The organism is Arthrobacter sp. MW3 TE3886 (genome assembly GCF_041262145.1).
Lineage (GTDB): Bacteria > Actinomycetota > Actinomycetes > Actinomycetales > Micrococcaceae > Arthrobacter.
In genome coordinates this window covers 514,214-530,161 of sequence record NZ_JBGCAN010000001.1, presented here as the reverse complement: position 1 = coordinate 530,161, position 15,948 = coordinate 514,214, and the positions used below count along the sequence as shown (strand labels likewise).

The 15,948-nt window shown below is 70.3% G+C and carries 15 protein-coding genes and 1 pseudogene; 3 read left to right on the top strand and 13 right to left on the bottom strand.

All coding sequences use genetic code 11. From position 1 onward, the window contains the following. Positions 1-2: 2 nt before the first annotated feature. From ppsA to ABH915_RS02490, 8 genes and pseudogenes are all read right to left on the bottom strand, one after another. The gene (gene ppsA, locus ABH915_RS02525; protein ID WP_370117424.1) at positions 3-2,423 is read right to left on the bottom strand and encodes a phosphoenolpyruvate synthase; all 2,421 of its coding nucleotides are present in this window, start codon (positions 2,421-2,423) and stop codon (positions 3-5) included. Positions 2,424-2,481: 58 nt separating this feature from the next. Then, positions 2,482-5,170, bottom strand: a pseudogene (locus ABH915_RS02520) (cation-translocating P-type ATPase). A 139-nt stretch (positions 5,171-5,309) separates the two neighbouring features. After that, positions 5,310-5,528: a three-helix bundle dimerization domain-containing protein gene (locus ABH915_RS02515; RefSeq protein WP_370117421.1), complete on the bottom strand. Its 219-nt coding sequence runs from the start codon at positions 5,526-5,528 to the stop codon at positions 5,310-5,312. A gap of 42 nt (positions 5,529-5,570) precedes the next feature. Beyond that, a complete protein-coding gene (locus ABH915_RS02510) occupies positions 5,571-6,365 on the bottom strand; it encodes a glycosyltransferase family 2 protein (protein ID WP_370117418.1) in 795 nt (264 codons plus the stop codon). After that, a complete protein-coding gene (locus ABH915_RS02505; RefSeq protein ID WP_370117415.1) occupies positions 6,362-7,921 on the bottom strand; it encodes a PIG-L family deacetylase in 1,560 nt (519 codons plus the stop codon). The genes ABH915_RS02510 and ABH915_RS02505 overlap by 4 nt, the downstream gene beginning before the upstream one ends. Next, positions 7,915-9,021, bottom strand: coding sequence for an acyl-CoA dehydrogenase family protein (locus ABH915_RS02500; RefSeq protein WP_370117412.1), 1,107 nt, complete (start codon positions 9,019-9,021; stop codon positions 7,915-7,917). The genes ABH915_RS02505 and ABH915_RS02500 overlap by 7 nt, the downstream gene beginning before the upstream one ends. Before the next feature lie 216 nt (positions 9,022-9,237). Beyond that, entirely contained in the window at positions 9,238-9,915 is a 678-nt protein-coding gene (locus ABH915_RS02495; RefSeq protein ID WP_370117409.1) for an O-methyltransferase, read from the bottom strand. A gap of 84 nt (positions 9,916-9,999) precedes the next feature. Beyond that, the gene (locus ABH915_RS02490; RefSeq protein ID WP_018774839.1) at positions 10,000-10,365 is read right to left on the bottom strand and encodes a thiamine-binding protein; all 366 of its coding nucleotides are present in this window, start codon (positions 10,363-10,365) and stop codon (positions 10,000-10,002) included. A 178-nt stretch (positions 10,366-10,543) separates the two neighbouring features. On the opposite strand from ABH915_RS02490, the gene ABH915_RS02485 reads away from it, so the two are divergent. Continuing rightward, positions 10,544-11,176: a TetR/AcrR family transcriptional regulator gene (locus ABH915_RS02485; protein ID WP_370117406.1), complete on the top strand. Its 633-nt coding sequence runs from the start codon at positions 10,544-10,546 to the stop codon at positions 11,174-11,176. A gap of 17 nt (positions 11,177-11,193) precedes the next feature. Further along, a complete protein-coding gene (locus ABH915_RS02480; RefSeq protein ID WP_018774841.1) occupies positions 11,194-11,610 on the top strand; it encodes a YkvA family protein in 417 nt (138 codons plus the stop codon). A gap of 40 nt (positions 11,611-11,650) precedes the next feature. Here the strand turns inward: ABH915_RS02480 and ABH915_RS02475 are convergent, their stop codons facing one another. The 5 genes from ABH915_RS02475 to ABH915_RS02455 all read right to left on the bottom strand — a co-directional run bounded on the left by ABH915_RS02475 (position 11,651) and on the right by ABH915_RS02455 (position 14,548). Continuing rightward, complete coding sequence (locus ABH915_RS02475) at positions 11,651-11,920, bottom strand: hypothetical protein (RefSeq protein ID WP_370117403.1); 270 nt, start codon at positions 11,918-11,920, stop codon at positions 11,651-11,653. A gap of 106 nt (positions 11,921-12,026) precedes the next feature. Then, complete coding sequence (locus ABH915_RS02470; RefSeq protein WP_026266674.1) at positions 12,027-12,338, bottom strand: AzlD domain-containing protein; 312 nt, start codon at positions 12,336-12,338, stop codon at positions 12,027-12,029. Next, positions 12,335-13,144 (bottom strand): AzlC family ABC transporter permease, encoded by an 810-nt coding sequence (locus ABH915_RS02465; protein WP_370117400.1) that lies wholly within the window; start codon positions 13,142-13,144, stop codon positions 12,335-12,337. Before ABH915_RS02465 ends, ABH915_RS02470 begins: the two co-directional genes overlap by 4 nt. Next, positions 13,105-13,551 (bottom strand): hypothetical protein, encoded by a 447-nt coding sequence (locus tag ABH915_RS02460; RefSeq protein ID WP_370117397.1) that lies wholly within the window; start codon positions 13,549-13,551, stop codon positions 13,105-13,107. The genes ABH915_RS02465 and ABH915_RS02460 overlap by 40 nt, the downstream gene beginning before the upstream one ends. A 97-nt stretch (positions 13,552-13,648) precedes the next feature. Continuing rightward, positions 13,649-14,548, bottom strand: coding sequence for a glycerophosphodiester phosphodiesterase (locus tag ABH915_RS02455; protein WP_370117394.1), 900 nt, complete (start codon positions 14,546-14,548; stop codon positions 13,649-13,651). A 50-nt stretch (positions 14,549-14,598) separates the two neighbouring features. Here ABH915_RS02455 and ABH915_RS02450 point away from each other — a divergent pair, with 50 nt between their 5' ends. After that, entirely contained in the window at positions 14,599-15,936 is a 1,338-nt protein-coding gene (locus tag ABH915_RS02450) for a DUF445 domain-containing protein (RefSeq protein WP_370117391.1), read from the top strand. Positions 15,937-15,948 lie beyond the last annotated feature (12 nt).

Here is a 15,948-nt window from a genome sequence, read left to right as displayed (position 1 = left end):
GCTTACACCGTCTTGGCTGACGCTGCCTTCGCTGATTCTGCCTCCGCTTCCGCGATCCGCGGCACGGTCTTGAGGTAGCTGTCCGGATTCAGGGAGATCGAGTCGATCCCTTCCCGCACCAGGAACGCGGCGAACTCCGGATGGTTGCTCGGCCCCTGCCCGCAAATGCCGATCTTGATGCCGCCGGCGTGGGCCTTCCGGATGGCTTCGCTGATCATCGCCATCACGGCCTCGTCCCGCTCATCGAAGAGCGCCGCGAGCTGGCCGGAGTCACGGTCCACGCCCAGGACCAGCTGTGTGAGGTCGTTGGAGCCGATCGAGAACCCGTCGAACCGCATGGCGAACTTCTCGGCCAGGACCACGTTGGACGGGATTTCGCACATCATGTAGACCTGCAGACCGTTGCTGCCGCGGACCAAACCATGCTCGGCCATCACGGCCAGGACCTTGTCCGCCTCTTGCGGCGTGCGGCAAAACGGCACCATGACAATGACGTTGGTGAAGCCGAGCTTCTCGCGGACACGCTTGAGCGCGGCGCATTCGAGCGCGAACCCCTCGCGGTAGCGGGGGTCGTAGTAACGGGAAGCACCGCGGAATCCAAGCATGGGATTCTCTTCCGGTTCCTCGAAGGCGCCCCCGCCGAGCAGGTGGGCGTATTCGTTGGTCTTGAAGTCACTGAGCCGGACAATCACGGGGCGCGGATAATACGGTGCGGCGATCTTGGCGATGCCCTGCGACAGGGCGTCCACGAAGTACTCGGTGGGGTCCGCGTAGGCCTGCGCCAGCTCCCGGATCTGCTGCGTCTCGGCGGGGTCCGTGACCCGTTCCGGGTGGACAAGTGCCATGGGATGGACGCGGATCAGGCTGCTGATGATGAATTCCATCCGGGCGAGCCCGACGCCGTCCGCCGGCAGCCGCCACCACTGGAAGGCCGCGGCCGGGCTGGCGATGTTGACCATGACCGCAGTGTGGGTTTCTGGCAGCGCGCCCAGGTCCACGTCTTCCGTTTCAAATGCCAGGGTGCCGTCGTAGACGCGGCCCAGATCGCCCTCGGCGCAGGAGATCGTCACGGGCCGGCCCTCGGCCAGGACGGCCGTGGCGTTGCCGGTTCCGACGACGGCGGGCACACCCAGCTCGCGGCTGACGATCGCCGCGTGACTCGTGGGGCCGCCGTGGTCCGTGACGATCCCGGCGGCCCGTTTCATGATGGGCACCCAGTCGGGGTCGGTCATTTCGGTCACGAGGATGGCGCCGTCGCGGAACTTCGCGATGTCCGCCGCGGTCCGGATGACGCAGGCAGTGCCGTGCGCAATGGAGTCGCCAATGGCCGAGCCGGCGGCCAGCACCGTCCCCTGTTCCAGCAGGTGGTGGACCGTGAATCGGGGACCGGTCCGGAGCGAGTGGACTGTCTCGGGCCGGGCCTGGACCATGAAGAGTTCCCCGGTCTCGCCGTCGCGGGCCCATTCCATGTCCATGGGCCGGCCGTAGTGGTTTTCGACCGTGACGGCCCAGCGGGCGAGGGCAAGTATCTCGGCGTCGCCCAGCACGAAGGCACGGCGCTCAGCCTCCGAGGTGTCCACCATCCGGGTGCGGGCGCTCCCGCCGCGGCTGTAGACCATTTTCCGGGCCTTGGAGCCGAGGGATTTCTCGATGATCGGGGCGATGCCCTCCGCGGCCGCGGGCTCCGTCAGGAGCGGCTTGAAGACCAGGTACTTGTCCGGATTGATGGTGCCCTGGACGACGGTTTCGCCGAGGCCCCAGGCCGCGCTGATGACGGCGGCGCGGGGAAAGCCCGAGTCGGTATCGATGGAGAACATCACCCCGGATGCCCCGACGTCGGAGCGCACCATCCGCTGGACGCCGATGGAGAGGGCGACGTCCATGTGGTCGAAGCCTTTGACCTCGCGGTAGCTGATGGCCCGGTCCGTAAAGAGTGAGGCGTAACAGCGGCGGCAGGCGTCCAGCAGTTCCCGCTCACCCGCGATGTTCAGGAAGGTCTCCTGCTGCCCGGCGAAGCTCGCGTCCGGGAGGTCCTCCGCCGTCGCGCTGCTGCGTACCGCCACGGCGAGCCGGTCCAGGCCGGCCCGGTCCCCCAGGGTCCGGTAGTGGGCGCGGATGGCTTCGGCGATGTCGTTGGGGAACTCGCTTGCCAGGAACAGCTCCCGGACGGCCTCGCCGGTGGCGCGCAGGGTGGCGGCCCCGGACCGGTAGGCGGCAATGCGCGACCGCATGGCGGCGTCGATCCCGTTGGCCGCGACGAACGAGCGGTACGCGGCGGCCGTGGTGGCGAACCCGTCGGGGACCCGTACCCCCTCGCTTTGGAGGGTCCGGATGAGCTCGCCGAGCGAGGCGTTCTTCCCGCCGACCCGCGGGACGTCGGCCATGCCGATCTCGTCAAACCACATCACGGGCGATTCAGCCATGTCGGAACTCCTGTGCGTTGTCGGTGGACCCATACTGCGCGGGACCGGTGTCCCGGGGTCAGGGGCTTTGGACCCGCGCGCCGCCCCCGGCTCCGGCGCCACCTGAGGGAAAGCCGCCGGCGGGAGGGCTTCCGGGGGAACCAGCCCGCCGGTGGCGGACGATCTTGTACAGCCAGTCGGCGAGCAGGACGGCGGGAACGGCGGCCAGCGCCACCGCCAGCCCGCCCCGGCGTCGGCGGCGCCTGACCCAGCAGCGCCGCCAACGGTCCGAGGAACAGGAACACGCACAGCAGCCCCAGCTCGGCCAGCACGGCCCACAGCAGCAGCCTGTTGGTGAACCAGCCCAGCCGCCAGGGCGGGACGGTGGCGCTGCGGCAGGCGAAGGCGTTCGCCAGCTGGGCCAGGACAACCGTGGTGAAGGCAGCTCCGGACGCCGCCATGAGCACGTCGCTAGCCGGCAGCGCGGCGCCGGGCCGCCACCCCGCACCGAGCAGCACCACCGTGTACGCCGTCATTTCCATCAGCGCCTCCACCGGTCCCAGCAGCCCAAACACCCGGAACATGAGGGCGCGGTCCATCAGGTGCCGGCGCTCGGGCGGCCGCTTCAGCGTCCCCTTGCTGGGCGCCTCGCTGCCCAGGGCCAGGGCGGGCAGCAGGTCGGTGCCGATGTCCAGGGCCAGGATCTGCAGCACGCCCAGCGCCAGGGGGAAGTGGCCGCCGGACAAGGCCCAGATGACGAAAGGGGTGAGCTCCGCGACGTTGTCCGTCAGGTGGTACGTCAGGAAGCGCCGGATGTTCGCATAGGTGGCACGGCCCTGCTCCACCGCGGCGATGATCGTGGCGAAGTCGTCGTCCAGCAGCACGAGGTCGGCGGCCTCACGGGCGACGTCGGTGCCGCTGCGTCCCATCGCGACCCCGATGTCGGCCTGCTGCAGCGCCGGGCCGTCGTTGACGCCGTCGCCGGTCATGGCCAGGACATGCCCGCGGCCCTGCAGGAGCCGGGCCACGCGGAGCTTCTGTTCCGGCGTCACCCGGCTGACCACCACTCCGTCGCGGTCCAGCAGGGCGGCCAGGACGGCGTCGTCCCCGGGCAGGTCCGGTCCCTGCAGCACGGTTTCCGTGGGGCCGAGCAGCCCCGTCTCGCGGGCGATGGCGGCGGCGGTGAAGGCGTGGTCGCCGGTCACCATCGCCACTTTGATTCCGGCGTCGCGGGCGGCCTGGAGGGCCACTTTCACCTCGGTCCGGGGAGGATCGTGCAACCCCATCAGGCCGAGCAGCGTCAGCCCGGCCTCGACGTCTTCCAGCCTGAACGTGGCGCCGGGCGGCCCGGGCAGGCTGCGCTGGGCGACGGCGAGTACCCGCAGGCCACGGGCGGCCATCTCATCGACCATGTCCATGGCCCGGTTCGGGCCGGGATCCGAAGCCCCGCCGCCGGGGGCCAGGCACAGCGGAATCACGGACTCCGGGGCCCCCTTCACGAAGAGGGCGGTGCCGACGATCGCCGACTCCCGCAGCCGGCGGGAGTCGAACGCGTACCGGTGCGACGGCGTCGGCCATTCCGGCTGTTTGCCCGGAAGGGCGAGGCGGACGGCGAGCGCGTCGATGGCCGCCTCCATCGGGTCCCCCTCGGCTATCCAGCGGTCTTCGTGGAAGACGGCGCGCCCCACCGAGGCGGCGCGGGCAGCGACGCTGAGCCGCCGGGCTTCTTGAAGGCCGCCGCCCGTAATCTCGGCTTCGGGGCCGTAGCCCTGGCCATTGATGGTCAGCAGCCCGGCCGGGGTCCAGACCTCGACGACGTTCATCCGGTTCTGCGTCAGGGTTCCGGTCTTGTCGGTGCAGATGAAGGTCGTGGAGCCGAGGGTCTCCACGGCTTGTAGGTTGCGCACGAGCGCGTTGCGCTTGGCCATCCGCTGCGCGCCGACGGCCAGGGAGAGCGTGACGGTCGGCAGCAGGCCCTCGGGGACCAGCGCGACGGCCACCCCGATGGCGAAGAGGAAGGCATCGCGCCAGGAAATGCCGACCACGAGCGAGAGGACGAAGAACAGGGCGCCGATGCCCAGGGCCATGGTGGCGGTGATGCGGACGATTCTTTGCAGTTCCAGCGACAGCGGGCTGGTGGGGGCTTCGACTTTACCTGTCAGGGACGCGATCTCCGCGAGCCGGGTCTGGCCGCCCGTCACCGAGACCACGCCTTCGGCGTGCCCGTTGACCAGGAAGGTCCCGCCGAAGGCGGCGTCGCCCGGGTTTTTGGCAACCGCCTCGCTTTCGCCCGTGAGCATCGACTCGTCCACCTCGCAGCCGGTGGCAAGGGCAAGCCGGAGGTCCGCCGGGACGCGGTCGCCGGCCACCAGCACCACGACGTCGTCCGGCACCAGTTCGGTGGAGTGGACCTTGATGACGCGGTGGTCCCGGCGGACCGACACCATGGCCGGGAGCAGCTCGCGGAGTTTGGCGGCGGCATGCTGGGCCCGCTCCTGCTGGATGTAGGCGAACACCCCGTTGACCAGGATCACCGCCACGATGGCGATGCCCAGTTCCGGCATGCCGGCAATGATCGCGAAGACGGCCGCCACCCAGAGCATGATCGCGAAGAAGTGGGTCAGCTCAGCCAGAAGCCTCCGCCAGCCGGGGACCGGACGGGGCTCGGGCAGTTTGTTGGCACCGAATTGCTTCAGCCGCCGGGCAGCTTCGTCGGCGCTGAGTCCGGCGATGGCTGACAGCGAGTCCTGCCCCGGCCCGGGATTCACCCCCGCGCTCCGCCCCTCACGGGCACTGCAGGCCGGCCGTCGCCGTCGAAATCGCCGGAAGGCTGCGGGCCCGCCGGAACTTTACGGCGGTGTGGCGCGTATCCGGCGAACTCGCGGCTAGGGGGCGGCGTCACGTGCGTCAGTCTTCGGCGGCGCTGAGCCCGAACTCGCTCTTCAGCCGCACGCGGGCGCCGCGCTCAACGAGTGTGGGTATGTAGGTCCTGATCCGGCCGGCGTTCAGGGCATCGAATTCCTCGCCGACAATCCCGGCGATGTGGATTCGCGGTACGTGCGGAAACCTGGCAGCCAGACGCTCGACAACCTGATCAATGCTGGGTTCTTTCGCATCGTCCGTCACTTCTTCAGTGTGGAGCGGCGCGGTCCCGGCGTCAATGAACCTTCAGACGGCAGGCGGCAGCAGGTGGCCCAGGCTCCGCAGGTAGGTGCCAAAGCCGTCGGGTGCCCGGGCATGGGTCCGGCCGGAGGTCATGACCCTGATGCTGTCCGTTGCCGTAACCGTAAAGGCGCGGCTGCGGAGGCTGTGCACCAGGGTCCGGTCTTCTTCGGAGGTGACCCGGGCGAACCCTCCGGCGGCAAGATAGGCGGAAGCCCGGACCCCGAAATTCGCGCCATAGATGTGGGGGTGGTCCTCGCGGAAGGGGTGGCGTTCGTGCCAGCGCCGGAGCAGTTCAGGGTCCATCCCGGCGGGGTCCGGTTCCACGGAACCCAGCACGGCGTCGGCCCCGGCGTCGGCGAACTCCAACTGGCGCACCAGCCAGTTCTCCGGCACCCGGGAGTCGGCGTCGGTGTTGGCCAGCCAGGTCCGGCCGGCCCAGGGCGGCGGCGTCCAGCGCTGGCCGGGCGGCCGCCGCCGGATCACGCCGATGCCGGAGGCCCGGACGCCCGCGGCCCGGCTGGCGCCGGCGCTCCGGTAGCTGACCTCCAGTGCGCTGAACCGCGGGTCCGAGGCTGCGAAGCGGGCCGTGACGGCGGCGGAGCCGTCCGTGCAACTGTCCAGCACCACCGTCACACGGGTGTCGACGTCGGACCGGACCCTGTGCAGGGCGTCCGCGGACCGCTGAACGGCCTCCAGCGCCAGTTCCAGGTGGTCTTCTTCGTTGTTTGCGGGCATGACGACGGCGACCCGGTCGATGCGGTGCCCGCGCGGCAACGGCAACGCCGCCACCGGGGTCACCGCATCCGTTCGGGGCCGCCCAGGCCCGGCCCGGCACCCGGTGCAGCGTCCGGCGCAAGGAACACCTCGAGTACAAAGTCGCGCTCCTGGTAGGTCCCGCCGCCGGCCCACCCCAGATGCCGCCGGGCCGCGGCGTGGACCGCGTCGCCGTCGAGTTCCCAGCCGGAAATGGGGTGCCGCCAGTGGCACAGCGCGAGGGTCCCGCCGGGCACGAGCGAGCCTTCAATCCGGTCGAACAGTCCGGCAAGCTCTGCCGGCGAGAGGTAGTAGCCCACCTCTGAAACCACGATCAGGTCGAACGATCCGTCCGGCCACTCGTTCGGGACGGTCAGGTGGCGCGTCGTTACCGCGGGCAGGTGCTCGAGCCGCCTGGCAGCATGGTCCAGGGCGGTGCCGCTGGCATCGACGGCGAGGAAGCTTCCGCACCGCGGCGCGAGTTCCACGCTCAGGGTCCCGATGGAGCAGCCGATCTCCAACCCGGCCGTGTAGCTGCTGCCGGGCAGCGCGGCGAGCGTGAGGGTACGTTTGCGCTGCTCGTACCAGCTCGAGGTGTACTGCCACGGGTCCTCCTCCCGGGCGTGGACCGCATCGAAGACGCGCTCCGCGTCGCCCGCGGCGAAGGGCCGTGGGGACCCGTCATCGCCCGGGCCGTCCGCACGGGCCACCGCAGGGATGACCGCCGGGCCGTCAGCCGGGGCGTCAGCCGGGGCGACCGCTGGGTGCCAGGCAAACGTCTCCCAGGTCCGCTCAAAGTGCGCCAGGAAGGCCGGGGGCAGGAGCACCTCGTCACCCGGCAGCCCGGAGAGCGGGCGCACCTGGGACACATGTGCCGCCATCGCGGCGGCCTTGGACTCCAGCTCCGCCGGGCGCAGCGGCAGCCGGAACCAGCCGCGCCATGCCCCGCCGGCCGGGCCGTCAGGTCCGGCCGGGGCGGCCATCCCGGCCGGGACGTCGCCGTCGTCCGGTCCGTCTGGTGCCGCCCACAACCAGTACCAGATGGGGTATTCGAGGAGAGCGTGGCCCGCCGCGGCGCTGAGCTCGGCGGCAACGGATCCGAGGACGTCGTGGTCGGTGTGCCCGTCGGAACGGTAGGGCGCCACGAGAACCACCTCGCCGGCGGCGCGCCCGCATGCGGCCGTCGCCTCCCGGACCGCGGCCCGGATCTCTTCCCGGTGCCCGGCCAGCTGTCCGTCGGGCAGGCCCAGGCACTGCCACGCTGTGTCCCCGGCCCCGTTCCCGGAAAGGCGTTTCAGGGCGTCGCCGAACTCCTGCAGCCGGACCGCGGCGAGCTGTTCCGGCGTCGTCGTGGGCGAGTCGGGGTGGGATCCTTCCCCCGCCGTGCACAGCACCACGCGGACCGTAGCGCCGACGGAGTGCAGTCGGGCCAGCAGCCCGCCGGCCCCGAGCGATTCGTCGTCCGGGTGCGCGGCCAGGACCATGAAGGCCCGGCCGGCGAGCGCTGCGTCATCCAGCGGCAGGTCCGGCAGCCCGGCGGCACGGCTGCCGGCCCAGGCGGCCTCGGACGTCCCGGCATCGTTGTGGGTGAAAGTCACCATGGGTTGCTTTCGGCCAGCGCCAGGGCGCCCAGCTGCGCGTCGTCGCGCATCGCGTGGTGCTGGCGGATGTACAGGGCGAGATCGGCCATCCGTTTTCCGTAGCGCTCATCAAAGGCGAGCGGGGCCGGACCGAGATTTTGGCTCACGAGAGTCTGGACGCGTTCGACGGCGGTGGCAACGCTGCCGCGCACACGCAGGGCTTCCTTCCACGCACCGCGGTCCGAGAGCTCCCCGGCGTCGATCCTCGCGGCCGTGCCGGCCAGGTAGGCGGTCAGGGCGGCCAGCGTTCGGTCAATCTCACCGAGGTGGGCCAGCGCAATCTGGTCCGGTTCCCGTCCGCCGTCGGCGGCGTGCCGCAGGGAGCCGGCGAAGCTGCGCGCCACGGCGACGGCACCGCCGAGCCAGCAGGCGGCCACGCCCATGCCGCCCCAGGCGAAACCCGGGCGCTGGTAATACCAGCCGGCACCGCCGAGGGGCACGGCGGGAACGGCCTCGAAGTGGACTGTTCCGCTGGGAATCTCGCGCAACCCCCGGCTGGTCCACTCCGGATTCGCGAAGCCCACGCCGTCCGCGTGGAGGTCGACGGCGAAGGCGGCCCGGCCGCCTGCCTCCAGATGGGCCGTCAGCACGGCATGGTCCAGCTGCGCGGCGAGCGAGCACCAGGGTTTGGACCCCTGGAGGATCCAGCCGTCTGAGGATTCCTTGGCTTCAAGCCGCAAGCCGGGCGCCTCGGCGGCGAACACTCCCCAGGTCCCCTCGAAGTCGGTATCGTCGGGATCCGGGCAGTCCCGGCCGTGCTGTGCGGCGTCGTCGCCGGCCTGGGCCAGGATCGCCACGGCGTCCAGTTGTGGTTCCAGCACACGTCCGGCGGCGACATCGACGGCGGTCACAGAGGCCAGAATCTCCCACAGGAACGCGGTCCGGCCGTCCCCGGGTTTGGGCGCCGCCGCCGCTGCCGACTTGGCCAGCTCCAGCAGCGCCGGGACATCGCCGACGGCGGCCTGCGCCTCGGACAGCAGGGGGCTGATCGTCTCCAGGTCTGCGGCCGCGGAGCTGATCCGGACAGGTAGGGGGTGGTGGGAGATGGGGATCCCGTTCATTTCGACTGCCTGTGTTCCTTCGGGCTGGGCTGATTCGGGCTGTGCGGATCGGGAGCGGGCCCGGCCACGTGACTGAAGTCCTGCGCATCCGCGGCCGCGCCGCCATCGCTGGCGCCGTCGACAAGCAATCTAAGCATACTTAGCACTTGGGGGTTGCCGGGCGCTTCACGGGGTCCGCTGCCGCAGGCGCCCGTGCATCTGGCGGACATTCTGTGCCTAGCGGACGATCGCGAGGGCGAAGCCGTCCCAGCCTTTCGAACCCACGGTCTGGATCACGGTGCCATCCAGCCGCGGGTCATCGCCCATCATCTGGAGCGTGCTGATGATTCCGGGGGCGTTGACCGGGTCCATCGACGCGTCCAGCACCGCACCCTCCCACACGACGTTGTCCACCACGATGGTGGTGCCGGGCCGGCCAAGCCGGATGGCCCAGTCCAGGTAGTGCGGGTTGTTTTCCTTGTCGGCATCGATGAACACGAAATCGAAGGGCGGCCCGGCCTCGCTTTCCAGTTCGGGCAGGGTGTCCAGCGCCGCGCCGACCCGGATGTCCACCTTGTGGCCCAGCCCGGCGTCGTCAACGTTGGCGCGCGCGACGCGGGCGTGCAGGGGGAGGTATTCGCAGGTGACCAGCCGGCCGTCGTCGGGCAGCCCCTGGGCCAGCCAGATGGTGCTGAATCCGGCCAGCGTGCCGATCTCCAGGACGCGGCGGGCGCCGGAGAGCTGGACCAGCAATTTCAGGAGTTTGCCGGCGTTGGGGGCCACTTCGATGGGCGGCATGCCTGCCTCAAGGGCGCTGGTCACGGCGCGCTTGAGGGAACGGTCCGGGCGGACCACTGCGTCCGAGAGGAAGTTCTCGACGGCGACCCAGCCGGGGGTGGACTGATGCTCGATCATGCCCCCAGTGTTCCAGCCGCCCGGGCCCGGCGGTACCCCTCCGCGCGCGGTTCTCCCGCCCGGGTTTCGGCGTGCGGTCCGGCCCTAGGTTCCGGGCCGGGCAGGAATTTGCGGCCCGGTCCCGCCGGCGCCCTGGCCGTCGATGGCGTTTTCCAGCCGTTCCACCTTGCCGGTCAGCTCACCGCTGTAGCCCGGCCGGATGTCCGCCTTGAGGACCAGCGAGACGCGGGAACCGTAGGCGCCCACCGCCTCCGTGGCCCGCTTGATGACGTCCATGACCTGGTCCCACTCGCCCTCGATCTCGGTGAACATGGAACTTGTCCGGTTGGGCAGGCCCGACTCCCGGACGATCCGCACCGCCGCCGCGACGGCGTCGTGGACCGACGCGTCGCCGGGCGCCTGCCCGTTGGCGGGGTCACCGGAGGGTGCTACGGAGAATGCGACCAGCATGTGGTGGTTCCCTTCACTCAGTCGGGACAGCCGGGGCGAAAATTTCCAGGGCTGCCCTGCACCAGTCTTTCATGTGATTCCACCCCTGCAGCGGCCGGGCGCACCCCGGCCGCCGTCACATAACTCACTACCCGCCGGTAACAGGTTCGCGCACCCTCAGCATTGCTACCCTAGGCAAATGAACCGGGCAGTAGACCGCAGGCCGCTTCGCGCAGATGCGGCGCGCAACGTGGACAAAATCATCGCCGCGGCCCGCCAGTGCTTCCGCGAGCACGGCCCCGAGGTTCCGCTGCAGACCATTGCCGTCACCGCCGGGGTGGGTCCCGCCACCCTCTTCCGGAATTTCGCCGACAAGGAAGAGCTGGTGCTCGCTGCCCTGAACCAGCAGCTCCGGCTGCAGGTGGATCCGGCCATCGATGAGGCCCTGGCCGATCCTGACGCCGCTGCGGGGCTCTTCCGGGTCATCGATGCCACGATGCGTGTTGCCAGCGAAGAGGCCAACCTGCTGGGAGCCGTCGCGGGCCGTCGCGGGCTGCTGACCGGCATTACGGGCGGCCTGATTGAATCCATCGCCGTGCTGCTGGGCCGGGGCCAGGGGCAGGGCACCCTGCGCAGCGACATTTCCATGACGGACATGATCCGCCTGCTGGCCATGCTGATCGGCGTCGTGGACACCATGGAGCCGGGCTCCGACGCGTGGCGGCGGCCCGTGGCGCTGGTTGAGGACGCCATCCGGACGGAGCGGCCGGACCGGGCGTTGCCGCCGCAGGCCCCGCTGACGGGCAACGCGTTTGACGCCGTTCTCGGCTAGGGCCATATGATCTAGCCATGGGATGGGAAACTGTTGCCGGGGTCATCGGCGGCGTACTGGCGGTCTATGCCGTCCTGCTGTTGCTGCTGTGGGCCTATGCCCGGCGGCACCCCGAGACCGTCACTATGAAGGACGCATTGCGGCTGTTGCCGGACCTGCTTCGGCTCATCCGCCGCCTGCTGGCGGACCGGTCGGTGGCGGTGGGGGTCCGGGTCCGGCTGGCACTCCTGCTCGTCTACCTGGCCTCCCCGATCGATCTCGTTCCGGACTTCATCCCCGTGATCGGGTACGCAGACGACGTCGTGATCGTGGCGCTGGTGCTGCGCTCGGTGGTCTCGCGCGCCGGGGCCGACGCCGTCCGGCGCCACTGGCCGGGCACCCCGGAAGGCCTGGCCGTCATGTTGCGGCTCGCCGGACTCGGGACGCCGGTTTAAGCGCCGGATCCTGCAGGTGCCGGCAGCCTGGTTCCCGGCGCTAGTCTTCGGCCGGCTTTTCCTTGGCCTCGAGAAGGTGTTGCTGAAGCTTCTCTTCGGCTTCCCGACGGCGGCGGGACATTTCGCGCATTTCCCGGGTGGACTCAGCCCCGCCGGAAACATACGGCTCGTGCTGCTTGGAGCGCTGGTCCTTGCGCGGCTCCGCAGCCTGCCCGTCGGCGGCATGCTGCTCCGCGGCCTGCGGCTCGGCGGGCTGCCGGTCGGCGGCCTCGTTCTCGGCAGCCGGCAGCTCGCCGTCGTGTTCAGTCATGTTCGGATGCTCCCACGCGATCCCGGCACCAAGTAGGGACTAAAGACCGTTCCGGCCGAGCCCAGCCGGCCGGCGGTCCAGCACGGTCAGCCGTCCCACGGGCGGGTCAGTCCCAGCCCAGCGCCCGGAGCCCGGCGGCTGCGGCCGCGCCGGCTATCACCACCACCAGGAACGGGGCGCGGAACCACAAGGCGATGCCCGCCGCCGCCAGTGCGCCCAGCCGGGCGTCCAGGACGAGCGACTGGCCGGAGGCGACGGCATTGACCACCGTCAGGGACGCCAGCAGCCCGATCGTCATGGTCCCGGCAATCCTGGACATCCGCGGGTTGCGGAGCAGGCTGGCGGGCACCAGGTAGCCGAGCAGCTTCCAGGCGTAGGCGAGCAGGCAGGAGAGCAGCAGCCACATCCAAAGGTTCATGCGTCGTCTCCGGTGCGGTCGCCGCGGGGATCGCGGGCAGGGTCGTGGTGGTGGTGCACGTGGTCCTCCGCGTAGGGATCGACGTCCGGTTCCAGGCCCTCGTCGCTGCGGCCGTGGCTGAACCAGCCGATCCCTGCCGCGACCATGGCGGCGACGAGGATCGGCACTCCCGGGGGCACGAACGGCACGGCGAGCACGGTGGCCAGCGCGCAGACCATCGCGATGGCCACAGGTTCCCGGCCTTTCAGCCGCGGCCAGAGCAGTCCCAGGAAGGCCGCCACGGCTGCCCCGTCGAGTCCCCACTGCTTGGGATCCCCAAGTGCCCCGCCGGCCAGGGCGCCGAGGGCGGTGAACAGGTTCCAGAGGACGAAGACTCCGATTCCGGCGGTCCAGAAGCCGCGCTTCTGCTCGTCGGGGTCCGTCTGCCCGGTGCTGGTGGCGGTCGACTCGTCGATGGTCAGCTGGGCAGCGGCAAACTTCCGCCACCCGCGCGGCTGCAGCAGGGCATTGATCTGCATGCCGTAGATGCCGTTGCGCATGCCCAGCAGCGTCGCGGCGCCCATCGCGGCGACGCCGGACCCGCCTCCGGCCACCACGCCGATGAAGGCGAACTGCGAGCCGCCACTGAACAGCAGCAGGCTCAGGGCCATGGTCTGCCAGAAATCCAGGCCGGAGGTTACGGACAGCGCGCCGAAGGAGACGCCGTAGAGACCGGTGGCGATGCTGATCGACAAACCGATCCGCACCGCCGGTGACTGCAGGATTTTCACGGGCGCCGGTTCCGCCGCGTCAGGGTCCAGGCCCATGCGATGAGGGGCGCCTGGAGCGGGAGCCGCAGGGTGTGCACGCGTCGCCGGCGCGGCGAGCCCTCCGGCCCGTAGGCCTTGCGCAGTGCGCCCACGTGTCCGGAGAGGAAGGCGGCGAACAGCGCCGTGACGCAGCCGGCGGCGGCCCTCCGGGTGGCCGGGACCAGGAGCCCGACGGCGGCGGCGGCTTCCAGCAACCCGCTCACTGCCACCCATTCCTCACGGGACAGGACGGCCAGGGGCCCGTTCGGCTGCTCGCCGGAGTCGTCCCGGCACAGGAGGTCAGGAACCACCGGGTGGAAAAATTCAGGCTCGCGGAAGTGCTTGGCGGCGCTGGTGAGCAGCAGCGCGCTCATCGCTGCCGCGGACAGCGTCTGGAGGTCCGGGACGGGCCGGCGAAATGGCATGCAACAACTCAACCACAGCGGCCACGCCGGCCGTAATCCGCCGGGGACGCAAGGGGAGGTGAAGGTGTCCGCCAGGATCCGCGGAGCGGCCAGGCGGCTACCGCGGGGGCCGGCTGTCCGCCATGAGCTGGGACAGGACCTGGGCCGGCCAGTTGGTGGTGATCTCCTGGATCCCGAGTTTCCGGCAGCGTTCGACGTCGTCCTCGGTGTCGACCGTCCACACCCGGCACCGCAACCCCGAGGCGAGCCAGCGCTGAACGGCCGGGCCGTGCGTGCGGACGTACCCGATTCCGGGCCCGGCAATTCCTGCCTCGGCCGCCCCCAGGATCCGTTCGCCCTCAGCCTGGGCGGCCTTCATCACATTGGCCAGCGCCCCGCCGGTCAGGGCACCGAGGCCCAGTTCCTCCCGGATGTCCGCCACATTGACGTCGTCCACGAGCTGGCAGACGGCCGCCGCCGGGACGGACTCCAGGAGGTGTTTTACGGAGTCGGGGCTAAAGCTCATGAAGGAAACCGTGATGTTGTCCAGCATCGACGTCCGCGGATCCCAGCCCCGGGCCCGCAGGACCTCGAGGGCCCGGTCCTCGAGTCTGAGCTGGTACGGGCTCGGGTGTTTGAACTCGATCGCCAGGCCGATCCCGCGGCCCGCCGCGCGCAGGATGTCGAGCAGGTCCGGCAGGGTCAGGAACTGCCCGGACTTGGCACCGTAGGCCTCCGGGATCCGCACTCCCTTCCAGGAGGAGAAGTCGAGTTGCTGGAGCTCTTGCAGGGTCCGGTCGGCCACCTGGCCGGTGCCGTCCGAGGTGCGGTCCAGGGTGGCATCGTGCAGGAGCACCACATGCTGGTCCCGGGTCAGGTGGACATCGCATTCCACACCGTCGGCGCCGTCGGCGATTGCCTGCAGGTACGCGGCCCGGGTGTGCTCGGCGAAGGTTCCGCTGGAGCCGCGGTGGGCATAGACCAAAGGCCGGGCGGCGGCAGGCTCATCAGTCGTCATGGTGCCACGTTAGCGGACCGTCCGTTTCCGTGGCGGGCTAGGCTGGGCTCATGCAGGTGAATACTGAGTCAACTTCCCTGACCGGCGCCGCGGGACGTCCGGGCGGCGCCCGGCCGGACAGTCCCCCCGGCCAGCGTCCCGCTGCCTCCAGCGACGTCGAGAAGGCCGCGGCGCTGCGCCGGATGAAGCTCCTGGCCCTCTCGCTCCTGGTCGTCATGGCGGTGATCTTCATCATCGCGTTCGCCCTGCAGAAGCAGTATCCCGGGCTCGAATACGTCCGTGCCGCGGCCGAGGGCGGCATGGTCGGGGCCCTCGCGGACTGGTTCGCCGTCACGGCCCTGTTCAAGTACCCCATGGGCATCAAGATCCCCCACACCGCGATCATCCCGCGCCGCAAAGACCAGATCGGCGCCTCGCTGGGCGAATTCGTGGAAACCAATTTCCTCTCCGAACAGGTGGTGCAGGAGAAGCTGGCGTCCGCAGACATTGCGCGCAAGGCCGGCGCCTGGCTCTCCAGCCCGGGCGGCCCGGACCGGGTCGCCAAGGAGGGTGCCGCCGTCATCCGCGGCGCGTTCAAGGTCCTCAACGACGACGACGTCCAGGCCGTGATCGAGTCCATGGTCCGCAAACACCTGCTCACCCCGCCGTGGGGCCCGCCGGTGGGCCGGCTCGCCGAGCGGATCTTCGACGACGGGCACCACCATGCACTGGTGGACCTACTGGTGGACCGCACCGTGGACTGGGTGCGGGACAACCAGGAGACGGTCAACCGGCTGGTCACCGACCGGTCCCCGACGTGGGTGCCGTCGTTCGTGGACGGGCTGGTGGGCGACAAGGTGTACGTGGAGATCCTCAAGTTCACCCGCGCCGTGCAGTCCGATCCGCGGCACCAGGTCCGCCTCTCGATCGACAAGTACCTCAAGGAACTCGCGCAGGACCTGCAGCATGATCCGGTCATGATCGCCCGCGCCGAGGGCATCAAGGCCCAAGTGCTCGGTGACCCGGAGGTCCGCGAGCTCGCCTCCCGCACCTGGGACACCATCAAGACGGCCCTGCTCACCGCCGTCGATGACCCGCACAGCGAACTGACCGTCAAATTCAAGGCGGCCGTGCATGACTTCGGCACCCGGCTGCTGGTCGATCCCGAGCTCGCCGGCAAGGTGAACGCCTGGATCGGCGACGCGGCCGGCTACCTCGTGAAGAACTACCGCTCGGACATCGCGGGGGTCATCACGGACACCGTGGCCCGCTGGGATGCCGAGGAGACGTCCCAGAAGATCGAACTGCAGGTCGGCAGGGACCTGCAGTTCATTCGGATCAACGGCACGGTGGTGGGTGCCCTGGCCGGGCTGGCCATCTTCACGCTGGCCACCCTGCTGTTCGGCTAGCCATCCTCCGCG